Genomic DNA, 21,640 nt, shown 5'->3' with positions numbered 1-21,640 from the left:
GGCGCCTCACAGCTGAGTCTTGAAGTGGAAGGATTTCGGCCGGGTCAGCTGCTCGTAACCGATGCTCGACAGGGTGCAGCCGCGGCCGGAGTGCTTGACCCCGGTCCAGGCCAGCGCCGGGTCGAGGTAGTCGCAGCGGTTGAGGAACACGGTGCCGGCCTCGACCCGCTCGGCCAGGGCCTGGGCGGCCTCGACGTCGCGGCTGAAGATGGCGGCGGTGAGGCCGAACTCGCTGTCGTTCATCAGCACCAGCGCCTCGTCATCGCCGCTGACCTTCTGGATGCCGACCACCGGACCGAAGGACTCCTCGGTCATCACCCGCATGCCGTGGTGCACGCCGGTGAGCACCTGGGGCGCCAGGTAGGGCGTGCCGCGCAGGTCCTGGGGAAAGTCGGCCGGGTCAATATGGGCGGTCGCGCCCTGGGCCACCGCCTCGTCGATCTGGCCCCGGACGAAGTCGGCGGCCTCGGCGCGCACCAGCGGGCCGAGAGTGGTCTCGGGGTCGTCGGAGCGGCCCAGCCTGTACTGGCGCACCAGCGCCACCGCCTGCTCGACGAAGGCGTCGTACAGCGACTCGTGCACGTAGATGCGCTCGATGCCGCAACACGATTGCCCGGAGTTGAAGAAGGCACCGTCGATGCTGGTCTCCACCGCGTGGGCCAGGTCGGCATCGGCGCGCACGTAGGCCGGGTCCTTGCCGCCCAGCTCCAGTCCGGTGCCGATGAAGCGCCCGGCGGCCGCCTGCTCGACCATGGCGCCGCCCGGCACCGAGCCGGTGAAGGCCACGTAGCGCACCGCCGGTGCCTTGATCAGCTGCTCGGTATCGGCGTGACTGAGGTGCAGGTACTGGAACACCCCGTCCGGCAGCCCGGCCTCGGCGAAGGCCGCGACCATGCGCTCGGCACACAGCGGGGTCTGCGCCGAGTGTTTGAGCAGCACCGCGTTGCCGGCCAGCAGCGCCGGCATCACCGCGTTCACCGCGGTCAGGTAGGGGTAGTTCCACGGCGCGATGACCAGCGCCACGCCCAGCGGCTCGCGACGGATAAAGCGGGTGAAGCCGGGCTTGTCCGGTAGGCGGATGTCGGCCAGGGCGCTCTCGGCGATGTCCGCCATATGGCTGGCGCGCTCGACGAAACCGCGGATCTCCCCGGCGGTGTAGCGAATCGGCCGGCCCATCATCCAGCACAGCTCCTCAGCCAGCTGGGTTTCCTTGGCGGCGAAGGCGGCGATGGCCTTGCGGCCGATGGCGACCCGCTCGCTCAGGGGGGTGTCTTTCCACATCCGCTGGGCCTGCTCGGCCTTGGCCAGGGCCACGGCGATCTGCTCGGGCGAAGCCAGTTCACGCTCGACGTACAGCGAGCCGTCGATCGGTGATATGCACTGCAACTTGCTCATTGCGACACTCCAGAACGGGACAGGGGCGCGGCGACAGCGTGCCGCCCCCGGCAATCAGATGATTTCGAAGTAGCGATCGAGCTCCCAATCGCTGACATGCCGACGGTATTCACGTTCCTCCCATTCGCGGCTGGCGGCGAAATGCTCGACGAACGGGTCGCCGAACAGCTCGCGCGCGGCGGTGGAGGCGCGCAGGCGCTGCGCCGCGTCCCACAGGGTGCGCGGCAGCGCCAGCTCCGGCGGATGTTTCTGCGCATAGGCGTTGCCGGACACCGGCTCGGTCGGCTGCCACTGCTGCATCACCCCGTACAGCCCCGAGCCGATGGCCACCGACAGCGCCAGGAAGGGATTGCCGTCCGCCGCGCCCAGGCGATATTCCTGGCGTTGCGACTTGTCGCTGCCGGGGATCACGCGCAGCGCCGCCGTGCGGTTCTCCACGCCCCAGGTGGCATCGGTCGGCGCCCAGAAACCGGGGATCAGGCGCCGGTAGCTGTTCAGCGTCGGCGCCACCATGCACAGGAACTCCGGCATCAGGCGCTGCTGGCCGGCGAGGAAGTGACGCTGCAGCGCGCTCATGTTGTGCGGCTGGCTGGGGTCGTGGAACGCCGACTTGCCGCTGCTGCGGTCGCGCAGGGAGACGTGGATATGCCCGCTCTGCCCCGGGTACTTGCCCGACCACTTGGCCATGAAGGTGGCCATCAGGCCGTTGCGCTGGGCCAGCACCTTCATGAAGGTCTTGAACAGCGCGCCCTTGTCGGCCGCGGCCTCGGCATGGTCATAGGCGATGGCCGCCTCGAGCACGCCGGGGCCGGTCTCGGTGTGCAGGCCTTCGATGGGAAAGTCCATCTGCTCGGCCAGTTCGAGGATCTCGTGGTACAGCTCGGCATGCACCGAGTTGCGGATGGTCGAGTAGCCGAACCAGTCCGGGGTGAACGGCTTGAGGTTGCGAAAGCCCTTCTCCCGCGCCGACTCCGGGGTCTCGTCGAACATGAAGAATTCGTACTCCAGCGCCGCGAAGGGGTCGAAGCCCATTTCCTGGCAGCGCTTGACCACCCGGCGCAGGGTGCCGCGCGGACAGACGGCCTCGGCCTGCTGGTCGAACTCGCAGATGAACAGCAGCATGCCGTTCTCGAAGGGAATGTCCCGGCAGGTGTGCGGCAGCACCCGCACCGGCGCGTCCGGGTAGCCGGTGTGCCAGCCGGTGTAGCTGGCGTTGTCGTACAGCTGGTCCTTGACGTCCCAGCCCAGGACCACGTCGCAAAAGGCGAAGCCCGAGTCCAGCGCCGAGAAAAACTTGCTGCGGCTCAGGTACTTGCCGCGCATCACCCCATCGTTATCGAACACCCCTACTTTGATATGGCTGAGCCCGCGCTCCTCGACGATACGCTTGGCGTCCTCAATGGTCTTCACTTCTCGCGGTTTGAGCATACTCGCCCCCTGTCTGTTGTTATGGCCGACGTCCCCTGTCGGTGGTTCTGCTTCGCTGCCAGCGACCGGCCGCAAAACGCACGGCGCCCGCGCCGGCGCAGACGCAACCGGGCACGGGCACCGGCCTGCGCCCGGCAGCGCAGGCAGTCAGTGTCAGTAACGGTAGGGTGGCCCAGCCTTGGCCATCAGGGCGTTGTACTTCTTGAAGATCTCCACCACCTTGGCGCTGCGCGGGCTGGTCTTGGCGATCTCGTCCCAGAACTTGTGCGCCTCCTCCTCGACGGTCTTCCACTCGGCATCGGGAATGGTGGTCAGCTGCAGCTTGCCGCCCTCCACCCGCAGCTGCGCCTCGCCGCCCCAGTACCAGTGCTGGCGGTAGTAGTGGGAGCTGTCCATACACAGCTTGAACAGGGTCTTGAGGTGCTCGGGCACCTCGGCCCACTTCTCCGAGTTGGCGAAATAGGAGCCGATCCAGGCGCCGGAGATGTTGTTGGTGAGGAAGTACTTGGTAACGTCGGCCCAGCCGACGGTGTAGTCCTCGGTGATGCCCGACCAGGTGATGCCGTCCAGCTCGCCGGTCTGCACCGCCACCTCGACATCCTCCCAGGGCAGCGTCACCGGGATCACGCCGAAGCGCGAGAGGAACTTGCCGGCGGTGGGGAAGGTGAAGATGCGCTTGCCCTTGAGGTCGGCCAGGCTGCGGATCGGTTCGACCGTGGCGAAATGGCAGGGGTCCCAGGCCCCGGCGCCGAGCCAGGTGACGCCCTCGACCTCGCCGTAGGCCTCCTCCCATATCTGCCGCAGGCCGTACTTCTCGAACAGCACCGGCACGTCCAGGCTGTAGCGGGTGGCGAAGGGGAAATAGCCGCCGAACACCGAGACGTCCACCGGTGCGGCGATCGAGTCGTCGTCGCTCTGCACCGCGTCGATGGTGCCGCGCTGCATGGCGCGGAACAGCTCGCCGGTGGGCACCAGCTGGTCGGCGTAGTACAGCTGGATTTCCATCTGCCCGTTGGCAGCCAGGTTGAAGGCGTCGATGGACGGCTTGATCACGTGCTCGGCAAGGGCCGGGCCGGCGTATGTCTGCAGGCGCCAGGTGATCTTCTTCGGCTCGGCGGCGTAGATGTGCGCCGAGCCCAGGGCCGAAGCGCCCACCGCGCCGGTGGTGACCGCGGCGGTCTTGAGGAACTTGCGTCTCGTACTCATGCTGTTATCTCCAATAGTGTCGATCCAGATGTCATACAACCGCATAGCACCACTGCGACCCGGCAAGGTCGGTGCAGCGTGTTCAGGTAGGCTCAATCCCCCTCATGGCGCCTGCGCCGGCCCTCTGTCGAGGTCGACCGGCCGCTCCTGAATTACATGGTTCATCGCGCGTAGTGCCACTGCGGCAGCCACAGGGCGATCTGTGGAAAGACCATCACCAGCACCAGGGCCAGGACCATGATCAGCACGAAGGGCGTGACCGAGACGTAGATGTCGCGCAGGGTCACCTCCGGCGGCGCCATGGCGCGCATGAGGAACAGGTTGTAGCCGAAGGGCGGGGTCATGTAGGCGATCTGGCAGGTGATGGTGTAGAGCACGCCGTACCAGATCAGGTCGAAGCCCAGGGCGCCGACCAGGGGCACGTAGAGCGGCGCGACGATCACCAGCATGGCGGTGTCGTCGAGGAACATGCCCATCAGGATGAACGACAGCTGCATCATGATGAGGATCTCCCAGGGCCCCAGGTTCAGGCGGTCGACGAAGAAGGCCTCGATCGCATTGACCGCGCCGAGGCCGTCGAACACCGCGCCGAAGCACAGGGCGGCGAGGATGATCCACATGAACATGCAGCTGATGCCGAGGGTCTTGCGCAGGGTTTCCTCCATCACCTTGGCGTTCAGCCGGCCCTTGACCAGGGCCGTGAAGGTGGCGGCCGCGGCGCCCACCGCCGAGCTCTCCACCAGGCTGGTGACGCCCATCAGGAACAGCCCGGTCATGCAGAAGAAGATGAACAGCGGGGCGATGCCGGCCTTGAGCAGGCGCAGCTTCTCGCCCCAGCCGATCTGCTCGCGCTCCTCCTCGGCCAGGGCCGGCCCCAGGTTGGGCTGCAGGCGACAGCGGATGACGATATAGAGGATGAACAGCCCGGCCATCATCAGCCCCGGAAAGACCCCGGCCAGCCACAGCTGGCCGACCGGCTGACGGGCGATCATGCCGTACAGCACCAGCACCACGCTGGGCGGAATCAGGATGCCCAGGGAGCTGCCGGCCTGGATCACCCCGGTGACCATGATCTTGTCGTAGCCGCGGCGCAGCAATTCCGGCAGGGCGATACTGGCGCCGATGGCCATGCCGGCGACGCTCAGCCCGTTCATCGCCGAGATCGCCACCATCAGGCCGATGGTGCCGATCGCTAGGCCGCCGTGCAGTGGCCCCATCCACACGTGGAACATGCGGTAGAGGTCTTCGGCCAGGCCGGACTCGGAGAGCATGTAGCCCATGTAGACGAACATCGGCAGGGTCAGCAGCGGATACCACTTCATCAGCTTCATGGCGGCGCTGAAGGCGATTTCCGAGCCGCCGTCGCCCCACAGCAGCAGGGCGGCGCCGACCGCGACGAAACCGATGGCGCCGAACACCCGCTTGCCGGTGAGCAACAGCAACATCATCGAGGAGAACATCAACAGGGCGATGAGCTCGTAACTCATTTAGAGCGTCTCCCCACGCGCCGTGGCGACATCCTTGAAGAAGGTGGCGATGCTCTGCAGCAGCATCAGCGCCACCCCGAGGGTCATGATGATCTTGATCGGCGCCATGGGCGGCGACCAGGCCGAGTAGCTGGTCTCGCCGTACTGCAGGGCGTACTGGGTCGAGGAGATGCCGCCGTAGAGCAGGAAGATCAGGTAGAAGATCAGGAAGCCGACGGTGAGTGCATCCATGATCGCGCTGGTGCGTGGCGACCAGCGACTGTAGAACAGGTCCATGCGCACATGGGCATCCAGTTGCATGGAATAGCCGCCGCCGAGGAGGAAGTAGGCGACCATCAGGAATTGCGCGGTTTCCAGGGTCCAGATCGCCGGATCGGCGAAGGTCTTGCTGACCGAGGAGTAGAGCAGCACCGCCAGCATGGCGAATATCAGGTACATGGCGAACCGGCCTATGACCCGGTTCATCGCATCCACCCCGCGCACGAAAACCCGTATGGCCCTTGGCATGCAGTTCTCTACGAAATAGTTGTTATCCCGTCAGCCTAGCCGAAGATTTCACAATGCCAACTTGCCCGGATCGCGCGCCTGCTGGGCGCTCTGTGATCACCGTGCGGAGGTGGCTACGCGGCCGACCACGTCTGCCAAGGCGCCGAAAAAAGTCGAGAAATATCAGGCAAAATCGGCGAATAGCGCCGACAAAACCGACAATCCAGCGCATCACCAACATCGATGGACACTATCGAAGCGCTCAACTTCTGCCGGCGTCGGCAAGCCCCTAGCATGGCCCTCCGTAACCCTTGTTCTCCAACCGGAGGAGCCATCATGAACTACCCATCGATCCTTGCCCTGGCCCTCGGCCTGTTCGCCACCAACGCCCTGGCCCTGCCGAGCCAGATCCCCCAGCCGTTGCTCGGCGAGCTCAAGGACAGCCAACAAAACGTGCGCCCGCAGGACCGCCACGTCGCCGAAGGCGGTGCCGAACGCACCCCCGGACAGCAGGGACTGCGCCTGGCCGAAGGCGGCGCCGAGCGTCTGCTGGAGCAGCACGGCCAGGGCTGAACGCAGGGCGGCGCCCGGCAGTAATAGCGCAGTGATCGGCGCAATCGCCCGATCAACTAAGATAAATCCATAGGCGCCATCACCACGCGCGCAGTCACTGACCAGCGGCAACACAGCGGGGCGCTCCGGCGCCCCGCTTCTGGCGTCCTCACGGAGGTATCCATGAACAAGCACACGCTGGGCGCCAGCCTGCTCCTGTGCACACTGGCCGGCTGCGCCGGTTCGCTGGGCAGTCCCACCGCCTACCTGAGCTATCGCGACGAACCCCTGGTGGCCAAGGTCGAACTCGACATGACCAAGCAGCAGGTCCTGGAGATCGGCGGCCCGCCATCCGGCGAGATGCCGCGCAGCGTCAGCCCGGGCAGCTGTCTCGACTACATCCTCACCCGCGACGGCCAGCCCCAGGCCTACCACATCAGCCTCGACTCGGCCGAGCGGGTCGACGGCAAGGGCTTCACCACCTGCGAACAGATGGAAAGCAACGCCCGCGCCCGAGCTCGCGCCCCCTACGGGATCGGCGGCGGAGGCGGCGGCTACTGAGCGGCGCGGCCAAGGCGGCTCGTCTGAGCAGTAAGAGTACAGCTGGCGGGGCGGGTCAATCCGGGCGCGCCAGGCCACCACGCTGGCACCTGGGCGGCCAATGCCCGGACTGTGCCGGTGGTCGCAATCGAGCCCTCGCCGATCTGCGCCAGCTTTGCCATAGTCGCAGCTCTGCTGCCTCAATCGACTGCACCGGAAGGGTCCATGCCGCGCCTCGCCCGCTTTCTCCTCGCCCCCTTGCTGCTGACCGCCATCGCCCTGCTGGCGCTGGCCCAGACCAGTCGCCCGGCTTCGCCGCCGGCGGTGCTGGCCACCTTCGGTGAGCGCCCGCTGGTGATCGCCCACCGCGGCGGCATGGGCCTGTGGCCGGAGAACAGCCTGTTCGCCTTCGAACGCGCCAGCGCCCTGGGCGTGGACATGCTGGAGATGGACCTGCACCTGTCCAGCGACGGCGAACCGGTGGTGATCCACGACAGCCGCCTAGAGCGCACCACCGACGGCCAGGGGCCGGTGGCGGCACGCAGCCTGGAGCAGCTGCAGGCCCTGGATGCCGGCTACCACTGGACTGCCGACGGCGGCCAGAGCTACCCCTACCGCGGCCAGGGCATTCGCATTCCGAGCCTCGCCGAGGTGCTCGAGCGCCTGCCGGACATGCCCAAGGTGATCGAGATCAAGGCGCCGGACGTTGGTCTCGAGGCCCGTCTGTGCCAGCTGCTGGAGGCCAGCGGTCAGCGCGAGCGGGTGCTGGTCGGCAGTTTCCACGAGCGCAGCCTGCAACTGTTCCGTGAGCAGTGCCCAGGCGTCGCCACCTCCGCCGGCCCCGGCTCGGTACGGCTGCTGGTGACGCTCGACTGGCTGGGCCTGGGCGGCCTGCTGTCGCCCTCCTACCAGGCGCTGCAGATCCCCGAGCGCCACAGCGGCGTACCGATCGCCAGTGCCAGCCTGCTGCGGACCGCCCGCGACTGCGGCCTCGACGTGCTGCTGTGGACCATCAACGAACAGCCGGCGATGCGCCGGCTGCTCGACCTCGGTGCCCGGGGGCTGATCACCGACCATCCGGAACGCGCCCTGCAGCTGCTCGGCCGCTCGACCCGGATCAGCTCGCTGAGCGACTAGCCGCGTCAGCCGCTCAAAAAACAGCCAGCGCCGGCCCCGCCTAGCGCTATCGGGGCTGGCGCCAATCACCCGCAGCTTATCCACAGCTCGTTCCACAGGCAGACTGGATAAGTTCCATAAGCCTTTTACAACCTGCTGATAAATTTAGATTTTTTGCTTGACTACAGGGCGGACAAGCGCCTCCCCCACGCCCGCCCGACGCCTGATCATAAAACGCACAACGGCCGCCAGGCCATGCACTGCCTGGCCCGGCCTCACTTACCCGACAGTTATCAACAGGGCTACCCACAGCAGTGGTGGACAACTTATCCGCACCGCTTCCATCCACTCTCGTCAAGCCCAAGTCGCTGTATTTACTGGAAAAACTCCGCAGCTCAAAAAACATGCAATTCCCCGCAAGGGCCGTGCATCGAGGCCTTGGCAACTCTGCCACCAGCTTACCCACAGGCTGATCCACAGGCTCTGTGGGCAACTGTCCGCGACCGCCTATTGCCCTGATCGAGACAATCAACCAGCCGCTGGCAGCGTCTTGGCCTAGCCTCATCCGCAGCCCTCAAGGAGAACGCCCATGCCACTCAACGACCTGATCCACAGCCTGCTCGCCGCCTACGCCTCGGGCGCCAGCGGCAGCAGCCACGAATAGCGCCAAACCGCCCTTGGTCGTGCCGGCCTGACTCGTTACCCTGAAGGCATCATTGCCCTAAGGAGTCGAGCATGACCTTGCGCTCAATCTGCGTATTCTGCGGTGCCAGCCCCGGTGCCCAGCCGATCTATCGCCAGGCGGCGGAGCACCTCGGCCGGCACCTGGCCGAACAGGGCCTGCGCCTGGTCTATGGCGGCGGCGCGGTCGGTCTGATGGGGGTAGTGGCGGACGCGGCGATGGCCGCCGGCGGCGAAGTCGTCGGCATCATTCCGCAGAGCCTGGAGCGCGCGGAGATTGGCCACCAGGGCCTGACCCGCCTGGAGGTGGTGGACGGCATGCACGCGCGCAAGGCGCGGATGGCCGAGCTCAGCGACGCCTTCATCGCCCTGCCCGGCGGCCTCGGCACCCTGGAGGAGCTGTTCGAAGTGTGGACCTGGGGCCAGCTCGGCTACCACAGCAAGCCCCTGGGCCTGCTGGACGTCGCAGGTTTCTACACCAAGCTCGGCGACTTTCTCGACCACCTGGTGACCGAGCGCTTCGTCCGCTCCCAGCACCGCGCCATGTTGCAGCTCGGCGAGTCTCCCAGTGAACTGCTGCAGGCGCTGCGCCAGTGGCAGCCGAATGCGGCGCCGAAGTGGGTCGATCGCAAGCCCGACTGAGTAGCCTCAGCTCGGCGCCACCGCCTCGGCCACCGGCAGCACGGTGACCTGCACCTCGGGGTCGTGGCTGCCGCCGCCGAGGATCACCCCGCGCAGCGGCGAGACGTCGGCGAAGTCGCGGCCCCAGGCCAGGGTGATGTGCTCCAGCGCCGGCCGGATATTGTTGGTCGGATCGAAGTCCACCCAGCCCTGGCGCGGGCAATACACCGAGATCCAGGCGTGCGAGGCGTCGGCGCCGATCAGCCGTGGCTGGCCGGGCGGCGGCTGGGTCAGCAGGTAGCCGCTGACGTAGCGCGCGGCCAGGCCACGGGAGCGCAGGCAGGCGAGCATCAGGTGGGCGAAGTCCTGGCACACGCCGCGGCGTTCCTCCAGCACCTGCAGCAGCGGCGTGGCCACCTGGGTGGCCACGGCATCGAAGGTGAACTCCTCGAAGATCTTGCCCATCAGCGCCTGCACCGCCAGGAGCAGCGGCCGGCGGGCCGGAAAACAGTCGTCGGCGTAATCGACGAAGGCCTGCTTGAGGCGCACATAGGGCGACTCGAAGCGGTAGCGGGCGGCATCCAGCAAGGCCGGCGAGAGCGCACGACCGCTGTAGCTGAGCGCGCCGCTGATGCTCTCCCAGGGCGGCGAGTCCGTCAGCGCCAGCGCTGGCCGGGCCAATACCTCGATGCGCAGGCGCGCGCCGACCACCAGGGCATCATGGGGGCGCTCGAACACCAGTCGGGTCAGCGGGTTGCCGAACACGTCCAGTTCGTCGCGGCGCTGGCAGGGCCGCGGGCTGACCTGCAGCTCGCGCTCGTCGCAGCGCTGCCAGGCGCAGGGCCGCGGCCACAGGTGCGCCAGCTGCTGGGCCAGGGAGACCGGCGCCGAGTAGCGGTAGTGGGTGTCGTGGATGATCTGATAGGCCGCGCTGTTCATGTCGACTGGGTCCGCTGGCTGGGGTCGACGTGCACGAAGAAGCGTAGACCGAGGTGTTCGGAGGCATCTTCGCCGGCCCCGGCGATGCGCTCCAGCAGATCGGCCAGGCCCAGCAGCACCGCCTTGACGCTGCTCGGGCCGAACAGCGGGTTCTCCAGGCTGGCCAGGCTGAAGTCGCTGAGCTGCTGCTCCAGCTGGCGCAAGGGCACCTCGTCCGGCAGCTCGTAGCGTTCGCCGAGACGGCCCAGCGCGCGCAGCAGGGTGCGCAGCTGGAACAGCACGGCATGGGGATTCTGCTCATCCAGCAGCAGCAGGTCGAGCACCGGGATGAGTTGCGCCGAGGCCAGGTAGCGGGTGCGGTAGGTGATGCTGCTGTTGCCCAGCTCCAGCAGCCAGGCCAGGGCCGACGAGTCGCCGACCGCATCGCTGCGCAGGAAGGCGGCGACACTCTCGGCCATGAAGTGCAGGCGCTCGATGCTGCGCCCGACCAGCAGGAAACGCCAGCCATCGTCGCGGGTCATGTCGTCCAGGGCGAAGCCGGACAGCGCCGCCAGGGAGATCAGCAGGCCGTCGAGGTAATCCAGCAGTTCGCCGAAGTCCGCGGCCTCGGCATCCAGCCGATGGGCCTCGCGCTGCAGCTCCAGCAGCAGTTGCCAGTTGCCCTGGGACAGCTTGCCGCGCACGCTGCCGGCGGTCCATTGCAGGCGCTGCAGGTTGGTCCGCAGGCTGGCCGGCCAGTCGGCGCCGAGCAGCGCCTGCAGCAGACGCTGCTCCAGCTCGCCGCTGGCCGCCTCCGGCAGCAGGCCGAGGCTTTCGCCCAGGGCCAGGGCGCTCTCCAGGGCCTGGGGATCGTCGTCATCGTCGACATAGCGCGCCAGCATGATGCGCAGCAGGCGCGCGCCATCCTCGCAGCGCGAGCTGTAGCGGCCGAACCAGAACAGGTTCTCCACCACCCGCGACGGCAGGAAGGGGTCGCTGCGCACCAGGTCGGCCACGCCGAGGGCGCGCCACCACTGCCAGGGCTCGCCGCCGGGATGACGCTCGCCGAGCACCCAGGTGTCCTTGCTCGCCCCGCCGCTCTGCATCGACACCGCTTCGGCATCGGCCGCGGCGGCCACCCGGGTCAGACCGCCGGGCATCACCCGGTAGCCCTCGGCGCTGGCCACGGCGAACACCCGCATGCCGATGGCCCGGGACTGCAAGCCATCCGCCTCGCCCAGCCATACCGGCGCCTGGGACAGTTGCGGGCGGGCCTGGGCGACATAGGCATAGGGCCGCGCCCGCAGGCGCTCGGCCAGCGCCGAGCGCTGGGCCTCGTCGAGGTCGCGGGCCAATACCGGGGGAAAGCTCTGCGAGGGGAAGCTGGGGCGCACCAGCAGCTCCGGCAGTTTCTTCAGGGCCTGTTGGAGCACGGGCGCCTCGCCGCACCACCAGCTGGCGATGCTCGGCAGCAGCAGCTTCTCGCCGAGCACTTTCTCGGCGATGGCCGGGAGAAAACCGGGCAGCCCCGGCGACTCCAGCACCCCGCTGCCCAGTGCATTGGCGATCAGCACCCGGCCGCGACGCACCGCCTCGAGCAGGCCGGGCACCCCGAGGGCGGAATCGGCGCGCAGCTCCAGCGGGTCGCAGAAGTCGTCGTCCATCCGGCGCAGTACCGCGTGCACGCGGCGCAGGCCGGCCAGGGTTTTCAGGTACAGGGTGGCGTCGCGCACCGTCAGGTCGCTGCCCTCGACCAGCGGGTAGCCGAGCTGGCGGGCCAGATACAGGTGTTCGAAGTAGCTCTCGTTGAAGCGCCCGGACGTCAGCAGCACCACCAGGGGCGTCTCGCCGTCGGCCGGGGCCTGGCGCGCCAGGGTCTCCTGCAGGGTGCGGAAGAAGCCGCCGAGGTACTGCACGTTCAGCTCGCGGTACAGCTCGGGCAAGGTGCGCGAGACGATCTGCCGGTTCTCAAGGGCGTAGCCGGCACCGGACGGCGCCTGGGTGCGGTCGTCGGTGACCCACCAGCGGCCATCCGGCGCGCGGGCCAGGTCCACCGCATACAGGTGCAGGAAGGTGTCGCCCGCCGGCCTCACGCCCTGGCACGGCCAGAGGAAGTTGTTATGACCGAATACCAGCTCGGCCGGCAGCAGGCCATCGGCGATCAGCTGCTGCGGCCCGTAGATATCGGCCAGCACGGCGTCGAGCAGCTTCGCCCGCTGGGCCACGCCGGCGGCGATCTGGCGCCACTCATCGGCGGGAATCAGGTTCGGCAGCAGGTCCAGCTCCCAGGGCCGGTCGGCGCCTTCGGGGTCGGCGTAGACGTTGTAGGTCACGCCGTTTTCCTGGATCTGCCGGGCCACCAGGGCCTGGCGCTGGGCCAACTGCTCGGGGCTGGCGCCCTGCAGGCGCTCGAACAGGCGGCGCCAGTGCGGCCGCACCCGCCCCTTGGCATCCACCAGTTCGTGGTAGGCCGCATCGCTCAGCGGGTAGTCGGCTAGCAGGTCGGGCATGAGTCACTCGAGAAAAGGTGGCCGTCTAATGACGACGCAGGTCCAGGGTCATCGGCAGCTCGGGGTTAATCTGCAGTGGGCCCACCTCACGCAGGCCTGGGCTGTGACCGAGCCGGAAGAAGCGCGCCAGGCGCCGACTCTCCGCCTCGTAGGCATTGACCGGCAGGCTTTCGTAGTTGCGCCCGCCGGGATGGGCGACATGATACTGGCAACCGCCCAGGGAACGGTTCATCCAGCTGTCGATCAGGTCGAACACCAGGGGCGCATGCACGCCGATATTCGGCTGCAGGCAGGAGGCCGGCTGCCAGGCACGGAAGCGCACGCCACCGACGAACTCGCCGACCGTACCGGTGGGCTGCAGCGGCACCGGCACGCCATTGCAGGTCAGCACATAGCGGTCGGCCGGCATGCCGTCGACCTTGACCTGCAGGCGCTCCAGGGACGAGTCGACGTAACGCACGGTGCCGCCGGTGGCACCCTCCTCGCCCAGCACGTGCCAGGGCTCCAGGGCCTGGCGCAGCTCCAGCTCGATGCCCTTGACGTTGAAGTCACCGACCTTGGGAAAGCGGAACTCGAAGTGCGGGGCGAACCACTCGGCCCGCAGCGGATAGCCGAAGGCATAGAGCTCCTGCATCACATCGGCGAAGTCCTGCTCGACGAAATGCGGCAGCAGGTAGCGGTCGTGCAGCTCGGTACCCCAGCGCACCAGCCGCGCCGGTGCGTAGGGCTGCTGCCAGAAGCGCGCGATCAGGGCGCGCAGCAGCAACTGCTGGGCCAGGCTCATTTCCCCGTGGGGCGGCATCTCGAAGGCGCGCAGCTCGAGCAGACCGAGGCGGCCGGTGGCCGAGTCCGGCGAATACAGCTTGTCGATGCAGAACTCGGCCCGGTGGGTGTTGCCGGTCACGTCCACCAGCAGGTGGCGCAGCAGGCGGTCGATCAGCCACGGCTGGCAAGGCTGCCCCGGCTCGGGGATCTGCGCGAAGGCGATCTCCAGCTCGTAGAGCGAATCGTTGCGCGCCTCGTCGACCCGCGGCGCCTGGGAGGTCGGGCCGATGAACAGGCCGGAGAACAGGTAGGACAGCGACGGGTGGTTGTGCCAGTAGCTGATCAGGCTGCGCAACAGATCGGGGCGGCGCAGGAAGGGCGAGTCGGCCGGGGTCGCGCCGCCGAGGACGAAATGGTTGCCGCCGCCGGTGCCGGTGTGACGGCCATCGATCATGAACTTCTCGCTGGACAGGCGTGACTGGCGCGCCGCCGCGTAGAGGAACTCGGTGCGCTCGACCAGCTCCGGCCAACTGGCGGCCGGGTGGATGTTCACCTCGATCACCCCCGGGTCCGGGGTGACCCGGAAAAACTGCAGGCGCGGGTCCTGGGGCGGCTCGTAGCCTTCGAGCAGCACCGGGCAGTCCAGCTCGACTGCGGTGGCCTCGATGGCCGCGACCAGCTCCAGGTAGTCTTCCAGGCGACTCAGCGGCGGCATGAACAGATACAGGCGCCCTTCCCGCGGCTCGGCGCACAGCGCGGTGCGCACCACGCGGTCGGCCGACTGCCCGCGGCGCGGGCGCTCGCTCGTCGTGTTCGGGCTCGCCGGCATGCCGCCGCGCAACTGGCGGGCGATCTGCCCTGCCGGCGGGAGTGGCGCCAGCAGCTGGGACGGATCCACCGGGTTGACATAGGGATAATCGGCCTCCCTGACCCAGGGCTGCGACTCCAGCGGCAGGCGGTAGCCCAGCGGCGAGTCGCCCGGCAGCAGCCGGCAGCGCTCGTCGCGCAGGAACCAGGCGCTGCTCTGCCAGGCGTCTTCGCTGGCGCTGCGGGCCAGCGGCAGGATATGCCCGACCACCTTGCCCAGGCCCTGCTCGAACACCTTGCACAGGCGCTCGCGCTCCAGCGGGTCGCTCAGCCGCGAATCCTCCGGGCTGACGTTGCTCGGCAGCTTGCGTTCGCGCCACAGGTAATAGAGGAAGTCCTCGTAGGCGGCGAAGCAGTGCTCGCCGCTCAGCCCCAGGCGCGGCGCCAGCGCGGCGAGAAAGCGCGCGGCCAGGTCGGCGTCGGCGCCGTAGTCGCTCTGCTCGTCGGCATACAGCAGCGGCTCGTGCCACAGCGGCTCGCCATCGCGGCGCCAGTAGCAGTTCAGCGACCAGCGCGGCAGTTGCTCGCCCGGGTACCACTTACCCTGGCCGAAGTGCACCAGCCCCTTCGGCGCGTAGTGGGCACGCAGGCGATGGAACAGCTCGGCGGCCAGGCGCCGCTTGTGCGGGCCAAGGGCGGCGGTGTTCCACTCCTCCTCGTCCGGGTAGTCGAGGGCGACGAAGGTCGGCTCGCCGCCCATGGTCAGGCGCACGTCGTCGCGCTGCAGGTCCTCGTCGACGCGCCGTCCGAGGGCGTCGATCGCCAGCCATTGCGCCTCGCTGTAGGGCCGGGTGACCCGCGGCGCCTCCCAGATGCGTTCGATGCGCATCTCATGGGAGAACTCGCACTCGCTCTCGTCCACCCCGCCACTGATCGGCGCCGCCGACGACGGTTCCGGGCTGCAGGCCAGGGGAATGTGGCCCTCGCCGGCGAACAGGCCGCTGGTCGGGTCCAGGCCGATCCAGCCGGCGCCGGGCAGGTAGACCTCGCACCAGGCGTGCAGGTCGGTGAAGTCCACCTCGGTGCCCGACGGGCCGTCCAGCGCCTTGACGTCGGCGGTGAGCTGGATCAGGTAGCCGGAGACGAAACGCGCGGCCAGGCCCAGGTGACGCAGCAGCTGCACCAGCAGCCAGGCCGAGTCGCGACAGGAGCCCGAGCCGTTCTCCAGGGTTTCCTCGGGCGTCTGCACCCCCGGCTCCAGGCGGATCAAATAGGCGATGTCGCAGGACAGGCGCTGATTGATCGCCACCAGGAAGTCGACGCTGGCCGTCGGCGTCAGGTCGATGCCGGCCAGGTACTCGGCGAACAGCGGCGTCGCCGGCAGCTGCACCAGATAGGGCGCCAGCTCGCGCCGCTCGCCCTCGGTGTAGGCGAAGGGGATCTGTTCGGCATAGGGTTCGAGGAAGAAGTCGAAGGGGTTGAACACCGCCATCTCGGCGACCAGGTCGACCTCCACCTTCAGCTCGCGGGTCTTCTCCGGGAACACCAGGCGCGCCAGGTAGTTGCCCTGGGGGTCCTGCTGCCAGTTGATGAAGTGCCCGCCCGGCTCGACCTTCAGGCCGTAGGACAGCACCCGAGTGCGACTGTGGGGCGCCGGACGCAGGCGCACGATCTGCGGCCCGAGCTGGACGTCGCGGTCGTAGCGGTAGTGGCTGACGTGGTGCAAGGCGATATGGATCGACACGGTAAACCTCCTGCGAGCCTGGGCGATACGCATCCCGCGCAAGTCTTGTGCCAGTGCTCTGCTATAGAGACTCTAGCCCCTCCCACCCGGCAGCGCGCAGCACCAGGCGACCGGCAACGCTGCACAATCTCCGTGCAGCCCGGGCCGGCCGTGCGCCCTGGCGCCCTACGCAGGCCGTCGCGCATCCGTTACCATCGCGCCACATCCCAGAAGAGCTGCGCATGTATATCTATCGATTGGTTCTGATCCTGGTTGTGGGGATCTACCTGTTTTCCCCGGCCATCATGGACTGGTGGACCGACCCCAACGGCGCCTGGTACCGGCCGTACCTGTTGTGGCTGATCCTGATCGTGGTGACCTTCATCCTGCAGAGCCAGCGAGACACCGATGAGCTCTGATGCGCAGCGGCGAACTGCAGCGACCGCCCTTTACTCCTTATTCGCCGAGCCGAACCGATGCTGATGAGTTTTAGCCTGAGCCAGCTGATCCTGATCAGCGCCGCCTACCTGCTGGTGCTGTTCGGCGTCGCCTGGGTCAGCGAGCACGGCCTGATCCCGCGCTGGATCATCCGCCACCCCCTGACCTACACCCTGTCGCTCGGCGTGTATGCCAGCGCCTGGGCCTTCTACGGCACCGTCGGCCTGGCCTACCAGTACGGCTACGGCTTTCTCGCCAGCTACCTGGGGGTGTCCGGCGCCTTCCTCCTGGCGCCGGTGCTGCTCTACCCGATCCTGCGCATCACCCGCACCTACCAGCTGTCGTCATTGGCCGACCTGTTCGCCTTCCGCTTTCGCAGCACCTGGGCCGGCGCGCTGAGCACGGTGTTCATGCTGATCGGCGTGCTGCCACTGCTGGCGCTGCAGATCCAGGCGGTGGCCGACTCGATCGGCATCCTCACCCAGGAGCCGGTGAAGGACCGCGTGGCCCTGGCCTTCTGCGGCCTGATCATCCTCTTCACCACCCTGTTCGGCGCCCGCCATATCGCCACCCGCGAGAAGCACGAGGGGCTGGTGTTCGCCATCGCCTTCGAGTCGGTGGTCAAGCTCGGCGCCCTGGCCATCATCGGCCTGTACGCCCTGTACGGGGTGTTCGACGGGCCGCAGGCCCTGGAGACCTGGCTGGTGCAGAACCAGGCCGCCCTGACCAGCCTGCACACGCCGCTGCAGGAAGGCCCCTGGCGCACCCTGCTGCTGGTGTTCTTCGCCTCGGCCATCGTCATGCCGCACATGTACCACATGACCTTCACCGAGAACCTCAACCCGCGGGCCATGGTCAGCGCCAGCTGGGGCCTGCCGCTGTTCCTGCTGCTGATGAGCCTGGCGGTGCCGCTGATCCTCTGGGCCGGCCTGCGCGTGGGCGCCACCACCAACCCGGAGTACTTCACCCTCGGCCTGGGCATTGCGGTGAACAGCCAGACCCTGGCGCTGATCGCCTACGTCGGCGGCCTGTCGGCCTCCAGCGGGCTGATCATCGTCACCACCCTGGCGCTGTCCGGCATGCTCCTCAACCATGTGGTGCTGCCGCTGTACCAGCCGCCGACCGAAGGCAACATCTACCGCTGGCTGAAGTGGACCCGGCGGGTGCTGATCTTCGCCGTGATCATGGCCGGCTTCGGTTTCTATCACCTGCTCGGCGCCGAGCAGGACCTGGCCAACCTGGGCATCGTCGCCTTCGTCGCCACCCTGCAGTTCCTCCCCGGGGTGCTCTCGGTGCTGTACTGGCCGACCGCCAACCGCCGCGGCTTCATCGCCGGCCTGCTGGCCGGCATCGGCGTCTGGGTGGTGGGCATGCTGCTGCCGATGCTCGGCAACCTGCAGGGCTTCTACCTGCCGATGTTCAACCTGGTCTACGTGCTGGACGACAGCAGCTGGCACTTCGCCGCGATCGGCTCGCTGGCGGCCAACGTGCTGGTGTTCACCCTGGTCTCGCTGTTCACCGAGGCCAGCGACGAGGAGAAGAGCGCCGCCGAGGCCTGCGCGGTGGACAACGTGCGCCGCCCGCAACGCCGCGAGCTGCTGGCCCTGTCGCCCCAGGAATTCGCCGCCCAGCTGGCCAAGCCGCTGGGTGCCAAGACCGCCCAGCGCGAGGTCGAGCAGGCCCTGCGCGACCTGCACCTGCCGTTCGACGAGGGCCGCCCCTATGCCCTGCGCCGCCTGCGCGACCGCATCGAGGCCAACCTGTCCGGCCTGATGGGGCCAAGCGTGGCCCAGGACATCGTCGAGACCTTCCTGCCCTATAAGGCCGGCAGCGAAACCTATGTCACCGAGGACATCCACTTCATCGAGAGCCGCCTGGAGGACTACCACTCGCGCCTCACCGGCCTGGCCGCCGAACTCGACACCCTGCGCCGCTACCACCGCCAGACCCTGCAGGAACTGCCCATGGGCGTCTGCTCGCTGGCCAAGGACCAGGAAATCCTGATGTGGAACAAGGCCATGGAGGAACTCACCGAGATCCCCGCGCAGCGCGTGGTCGGCTCACGCCTGGCGACCCTCGGCGAGCCCTGGCACGGCCTGCTCAGCGGTTTCATCGAGCTGCCCGACCAGCACCTGCACAAGCAGCAGCTGGACCTGGATGGCGAGACCCGCTGGCTCAACCTGCACAAGGCGGCGATCGACGAGCCGCTGGCGCCGGGCAACAGCGGCCTGGTGCTGCTGGTCGAGGACCTCACCGAAACCCAGATGCTGGAAGACAAGCTGGTCCACTCCGAGCGCCTGGCCAGCATCGGTCGCCTGGCCGCCGGGGTGGCCCACGAGATCGGCAACCCGATCACCGGCATCGCCTGCCTGGCGCAGAACCTGCGCGAGGACCGCGAGCAGGACGAGGAGATGGTCGAGCTGAGCGGGCAGATCCTCGAACAGACCAAGCGGGTCTCGCGCATCGTCCAGTCACTGATGAGCTTCGCCCACTCCGGCAGCCACCAGCAGGCCGACGAACCGGTGTCCCTGGCCCAGGTGGCGCAGGACGCCATCGGCCTGCTGGCGCTCAACCGGCTCGGCACCGAGGTGCAGTTCTTCAACCTGTGCGACCCGGAGCACTGGGCCGAGGGTGACCCCCAGCGCCTCGCCCAGGTGCTGATCAACCTGCTGTCCAACGCGCGCGATGCCTCGCCCCAGGGCGCGGCCATCCGGGTCAAGAGCGAGGCCAGCGAACACACCGTCGACCTGATCGTCGAAGACGAGGGCAGCGGCATTCCCAAGGCGATCATGGACCGCCTGTTCGAGCCCTTCTTCACCACCAAGGAGGTCGGCAAGGGCACGGGGCTCGGCCTCGCGCTGGTCTATTCCATCGTGGAAGAGCATTATGGACAGATAACAATCGACAGCCCGGCCGATCCCGAGCACCAACGCGGCACCCGCATCCGGGTGACCTTGCCACGGCATGTCGAGGCGACGTCCAAAGCGAATTGAACCTGCGACCTGAGACCGTCGAGAGAACAGATTAATGCCCCATATTTTGATCGTCGAAGACGAAACCATTATCCGCTCTGCCCTGCGCCGCCTGCTCGAGCGCAACCAGTACCAGGTCAGCGAAGCCGGCTCGGTACAGGAAGCCCAGGAACGCTACAGCATCCCCGGCTTCGACCTGATCGTCAGCGACCTGCGCCTGCCGGGCGCGCCGGGTACCGAGATGATCAAGCTGGCCGAGGGCACCCCGGTGCTGATCATGACCAGCTACGCCAGCCTGCGCTCGGCCGTCGACTCGATGAAGATGGGCGCGGTCGACTATATCGCCAAGCCCTTCGACCACGACGAGATGCTCCAGGCCGTGGCGCGCATCCTGCGCGACCGACAGACGGCCAAGAGCGCCCCGGGCGAGCCCGCCGCCAGCAGCGGCCGGGCCGCCAGCGACAAGGACAGCGGCAACGGCGAGATCGGCATCATCGGCTCCTGCGCGCCGATGCAGGAGCTGTACAACAAGATCCGCAAGGTCGCGCCGACCGACTCCAATGTGCTGATCCAGGGCGAGTCCGGCACCGGCAAGGAGCTGGTCGCCCGCGCCCTGCACAACCTGTCCAAGCGCGCCAAGGCGCCACTGATCTCGGTCAACTGCGCGGCCATCCCGGAAACCCTGATCGAGTCGGAGCTGTTCGGCCATGAAAAAGGCGCGTTCACCGGCGCCAGCGCCAGCCGGGCCGGCCTGGTCGAGGCGGCAGATGGCGGCACCCTGTTCCTCGACGAGATCGGCGAGTTGCCGCTCGAGGCCCAGGCCCGCCTGCTGCGGGTGCTGCAGGAGGGCGAGATCCGCCGGGTCGGCTCGGTGCAGTCGCAGAAGGTCGACGTGCGCCTGATCGCCGCCACCCACCGCGACCTGAAGGGCCTGGCCAAGATCGGCCAGTTCCGCGAGGACCTCTATTACCGGCTGCACGTGATCGCCCTGAAGCTGCCCGCCCTGCGCGAACGCGGCAACGATGTGCTGGAGATCGCCCGCGCCTTCCTGCTGCGCCAGTGCACCCGAATGGGCCGCGACGACCTGCAGTTCGCCCAGGACGCCGAGCAGGCGATCCGTCACTACTCCTGGCCGGGCAACGTGCGCGAGCTGGAGAACGCCATCGAGCGCGCGGTGATCCTCTGCGAGAACAGCAGCATCACGGCCGAGCTGCTGGGCATCGACATCGAGCTGGACGACCTCGACGAAGACGACGACGGCCCTTCCAGCGGTGCGCCCCAGGCCAGCAACAGCAGCCTGGAGCCCACCGAAGACCTGTCACTGGAAGACTATTTCCAGCACTTCGTACTGGAACACCAGGACCACATGACCGAGACCGAACTGGCGCGCAAGCTCGGTATCAGCCGCAAGTGCCTGTGGGAACGGCGCCAGCGCCTGGGCATTCCGCGGCGCAAGTCGGGGGCGGCGACCGGGACCTGAGTGCTCAGGGCGCGACAGGTGCGCCGAGCAAAGGTTCCCCGAGCTGTTACCCAATCAGTCTCGCGTAACAGAAGCCGGGTCTATCGGTAACGACAGCCCGGCTTTTTTGTCCCCGTCTCGCACCACAAGAAATCCTCAAGCCCTTGTTTTAAAAGACATTCTCAAAACTGGCACGGCATCTGCTTTATCGCTGGCACAACAACAATAACAAGCAGCACCCACGACAATAAAAACAAGACGTAACGACTCCAGAACAACAAGAACAACAAGACGGAGGCGCAGCTAACTGATCATTTTGGAAAGGAATTGCCTTTGGGGTTCGCCCCACAGCCAGGCCGAGAACAATAAAACTGCCACGAGGCAGCTCCTGTACTGGTTGGGTCACGCAAGGACCATGGCAGCGTCAGCATCCAAAGTAATCCGTTTGCTATTGGCTCCCACACTGGGAGGTTTTCCACGGGTCATTGACTCGGCGGAACGAGCAAGACGAAAACAACAACAAGCTCGCCATAACA

General features: G+C 67.5%; 15 protein-coding genes. 7 read left to right on the top strand and 8 right to left on the bottom strand.

The genetic code is table 11. The features are described from left to right. Nucleotides 1–6 precede the first annotated feature (6 nt). The 5 genes from LPB260_RS23905 to LPB260_RS23885 all read right to left on the bottom strand — a co-directional run bounded on the left by LPB260_RS23905 (nt 7) and on the right by LPB260_RS23885 (nt 6,023). Nucleotides 7–1,395 carry an aldehyde dehydrogenase family protein gene (locus LPB260_RS23905; protein WP_208708342.1) on the bottom strand — a complete coding sequence of 463 codons (1,389 nt, stop codon included), beginning with the start codon at nt 1,393–1,395 and terminating at the stop codon, nt 7–9. 54 nt (nt 1,396–1,449) lie between these two features. Then, nucleotides 1,450–2,823, bottom strand: coding sequence for a glutamine synthetase family protein (locus tag LPB260_RS23900; protein ID WP_208708341.1), 1,374 nt, complete (start codon nt 2,821–2,823; stop codon nt 1,450–1,452). A gap of 153 nt (nt 2,824–2,976) precedes the next feature. Next, complete coding sequence (locus tag LPB260_RS23895; protein ID WP_208708340.1) at nt 2,977–4,029, bottom strand: TRAP transporter substrate-binding protein; 1,053 nt, start codon at nt 4,027–4,029, stop codon at nt 2,977–2,979. A 161-nt stretch (nt 4,030–4,190) separates the two neighbouring features. Continuing rightward, nucleotides 4,191–5,516 (bottom strand): TRAP transporter large permease subunit, encoded by a 1,326-nt coding sequence (locus tag LPB260_RS23890; protein WP_208708339.1) that lies wholly within the window; start codon nt 5,514–5,516, stop codon nt 4,191–4,193. Next, nucleotides 5,517–6,023: a TRAP transporter small permease subunit gene (locus LPB260_RS23885; protein ID WP_208708338.1), complete on the bottom strand. Its 507-nt coding sequence runs from the start codon at nt 6,021–6,023 to the stop codon at nt 5,517–5,519. It lies immediately after the preceding gene. A 315-nt stretch (nt 6,024–6,338) separates the two neighbouring features. Between LPB260_RS23885 and LPB260_RS23880 the strand changes: the two genes are divergently transcribed. The 4 genes from LPB260_RS23880 to LPB260_RS23865 all read left to right on the top strand — a co-directional run bounded on the left by LPB260_RS23880 (nt 6,339) and on the right by LPB260_RS23865 (nt 9,533). Continuing rightward, nucleotides 6,339–6,575 carry a hypothetical protein gene (locus LPB260_RS23880; protein WP_208708337.1) on the top strand — a complete coding sequence of 79 codons (237 nt, stop codon included), beginning with the start codon at nt 6,339–6,341 and terminating at the stop codon, nt 6,573–6,575. A gap of 162 nt (nt 6,576–6,737) precedes the next feature. Then, nucleotides 6,738–7,115: an osmotically-inducible lipoprotein OsmE gene (osmE, locus tag LPB260_RS23875; RefSeq protein WP_208708336.1), complete on the top strand. Its 378-nt coding sequence runs from the start codon at nt 6,738–6,740 to the stop codon at nt 7,113–7,115. Between the two features lie 204 nt (nt 7,116–7,319). Further along, nucleotides 7,320–8,231: a glycerophosphodiester phosphodiesterase gene (locus tag LPB260_RS23870; RefSeq protein WP_208708335.1), complete on the top strand. Its 912-nt coding sequence runs from the start codon at nt 7,320–7,322 to the stop codon at nt 8,229–8,231. A 714-nt stretch (nt 8,232–8,945) separates the two neighbouring features. Next, nucleotides 8,946–9,533 (top strand): TIGR00730 family Rossman fold protein, encoded by a 588-nt coding sequence (locus LPB260_RS23865; protein ID WP_208708334.1) that lies wholly within the window; start codon nt 8,946–8,948, stop codon nt 9,531–9,533. Between the two features lie 6 nt (nt 9,534–9,539). On the opposite strand, the gene LPB260_RS23860 is transcribed toward LPB260_RS23865, so the two are convergent. The 3 genes from LPB260_RS23860 to LPB260_RS23850 are packed head-to-tail and all read right to left on the bottom strand — an operon-like array spanning nt 9,540 to nt 16,256. Continuing rightward, nucleotides 9,540–10,451 carry a transglutaminase family protein gene (locus tag LPB260_RS23860; RefSeq protein ID WP_208708333.1) on the bottom strand — a complete coding sequence of 304 codons (912 nt, stop codon included), beginning with the start codon at nt 10,449–10,451 and terminating at the stop codon, nt 9,540–9,542. After that, entirely contained in the window at nt 10,448–12,940 is a 2,493-nt protein-coding gene (locus tag LPB260_RS23855) for a circularly permuted type 2 ATP-grasp protein (protein ID WP_208708332.1), read from the bottom strand. The genes LPB260_RS23860 and LPB260_RS23855 overlap by 4 nt, the downstream gene beginning before the upstream one ends. A gap of 25 nt (nt 12,941–12,965) precedes the next feature. After that, entirely contained in the window at nt 12,966–16,256 is a 3,291-nt protein-coding gene (locus LPB260_RS23850; protein ID WP_208708331.1) for a DUF2126 domain-containing protein, read from the bottom strand. A 221-nt stretch (nt 16,257–16,477) separates the two neighbouring features. Here LPB260_RS23850 and LPB260_RS23845 point away from each other — a divergent pair, with 221 nt between their 5' ends. From LPB260_RS23845 to LPB260_RS23835, 3 genes are read left to right on the top strand one after another with little or no spacing between them, the layout of a single operon-like run. After that, complete coding sequence (locus LPB260_RS23845; protein WP_208708330.1) at nt 16,478–16,654, top strand: hypothetical protein; 177 nt, start codon at nt 16,478–16,480, stop codon at nt 16,652–16,654. Nucleotides 16,655–16,711: 57 nt separating this feature from the next. Beyond that, the gene (locus LPB260_RS23840; RefSeq protein ID WP_208708329.1) at nt 16,712–19,666 is read left to right on the top strand and encodes a sensor histidine kinase; all 2,955 of its coding nucleotides are present in this window, start codon (nt 16,712–16,714) and stop codon (nt 19,664–19,666) included. Nucleotides 19,667–19,700: 34 nt separating this feature from the next. Further along, nucleotides 19,701–21,125, top strand: a complete 1,425-nt coding sequence (locus LPB260_RS23835; RefSeq protein ID WP_208708328.1) for a sigma-54 dependent transcriptional regulator — start codon at nt 19,701–19,703, stop codon at nt 21,123–21,125. Nucleotides 21,126–21,640 lie beyond the last annotated feature (515 nt).

It is taken from the genome of Pseudomonas sp. LPB0260, from assembly GCF_013388395.1.
Note: the sequence above shows the minus strand (reverse complement) of the source record. Positions and strands in the feature narration are given on the sequence as shown.

What these genes read in the sequence shown, in the direction of transcription:
- LPB260_RS23905 (WP_208708342.1), bottom strand. Translation starts at nt 1,395, where the DNA reads ATGAGCAAGTTGCAGTGCATATCACCGATCGACGGCTCGCTGTACGTC.
- LPB260_RS23900 (WP_208708341.1), bottom strand. Translation starts at nt 2,823, where the DNA reads ATGCTCAAACCGCGAGAAGTGAAGACCATTGAGGACGCCAAGCGTATC.
- LPB260_RS23895 (WP_208708340.1), bottom strand. Translation starts at nt 4,029, where the DNA reads ATGAGTACGAGACGCAAGTTCCTCAAGACCGCCGCGGTCACCACCGGC.
- LPB260_RS23890 (WP_208708339.1), bottom strand. Translation starts at nt 5,516, where the DNA reads ATGAGTTACGAGCTCATCGCCCTGTTGATGTTCTCCTCGATGATGTTG.
- LPB260_RS23885 (WP_208708338.1), bottom strand. Translation starts at nt 6,023, where the DNA reads ATGCCAAGGGCCATACGGGTTTTCGTGCGCGGGGTGGATGCGATGAAC.
- LPB260_RS23880 (WP_208708337.1), top strand. Translation starts at nt 6,339, where the DNA reads ATGAACTACCCATCGATCCTTGCCCTGGCCCTCGGCCTGTTCGCCACC.
- osmE (WP_208708336.1), top strand. Translation starts at nt 6,738, where the DNA reads ATGAACAAGCACACGCTGGGCGCCAGCCTGCTCCTGTGCACACTGGCC.
- LPB260_RS23870 (WP_208708335.1), top strand. Translation starts at nt 7,320, where the DNA reads ATGCCGCGCCTCGCCCGCTTTCTCCTCGCCCCCTTGCTGCTGACCGCC.
- LPB260_RS23865 (WP_208708334.1), top strand. Translation starts at nt 8,946, where the DNA reads ATGACCTTGCGCTCAATCTGCGTATTCTGCGGTGCCAGCCCCGGTGCC.
- LPB260_RS23860 (WP_208708333.1), bottom strand. Translation starts at nt 10,451, where the DNA reads ATGAACAGCGCGGCCTATCAGATCATCCACGACACCCACTACCGCTAC.
- LPB260_RS23855 (WP_208708332.1), bottom strand. Translation starts at nt 12,940, where the DNA reads ATGCCCGACCTGCTAGCCGACTACCCGCTGAGCGATGCGGCCTACCAC.
- LPB260_RS23845 (WP_208708330.1), top strand. Translation starts at nt 16,478, where the DNA reads ATGTATATCTATCGATTGGTTCTGATCCTGGTTGTGGGGATCTACCTG.
- LPB260_RS23840 (WP_208708329.1), top strand. Translation starts at nt 16,712, where the DNA reads ATGCTGATGAGTTTTAGCCTGAGCCAGCTGATCCTGATCAGCGCCGCC.
- LPB260_RS23835 (WP_208708328.1), top strand. Translation starts at nt 19,701, where the DNA reads ATGCCCCATATTTTGATCGTCGAAGACGAAACCATTATCCGCTCTGCC.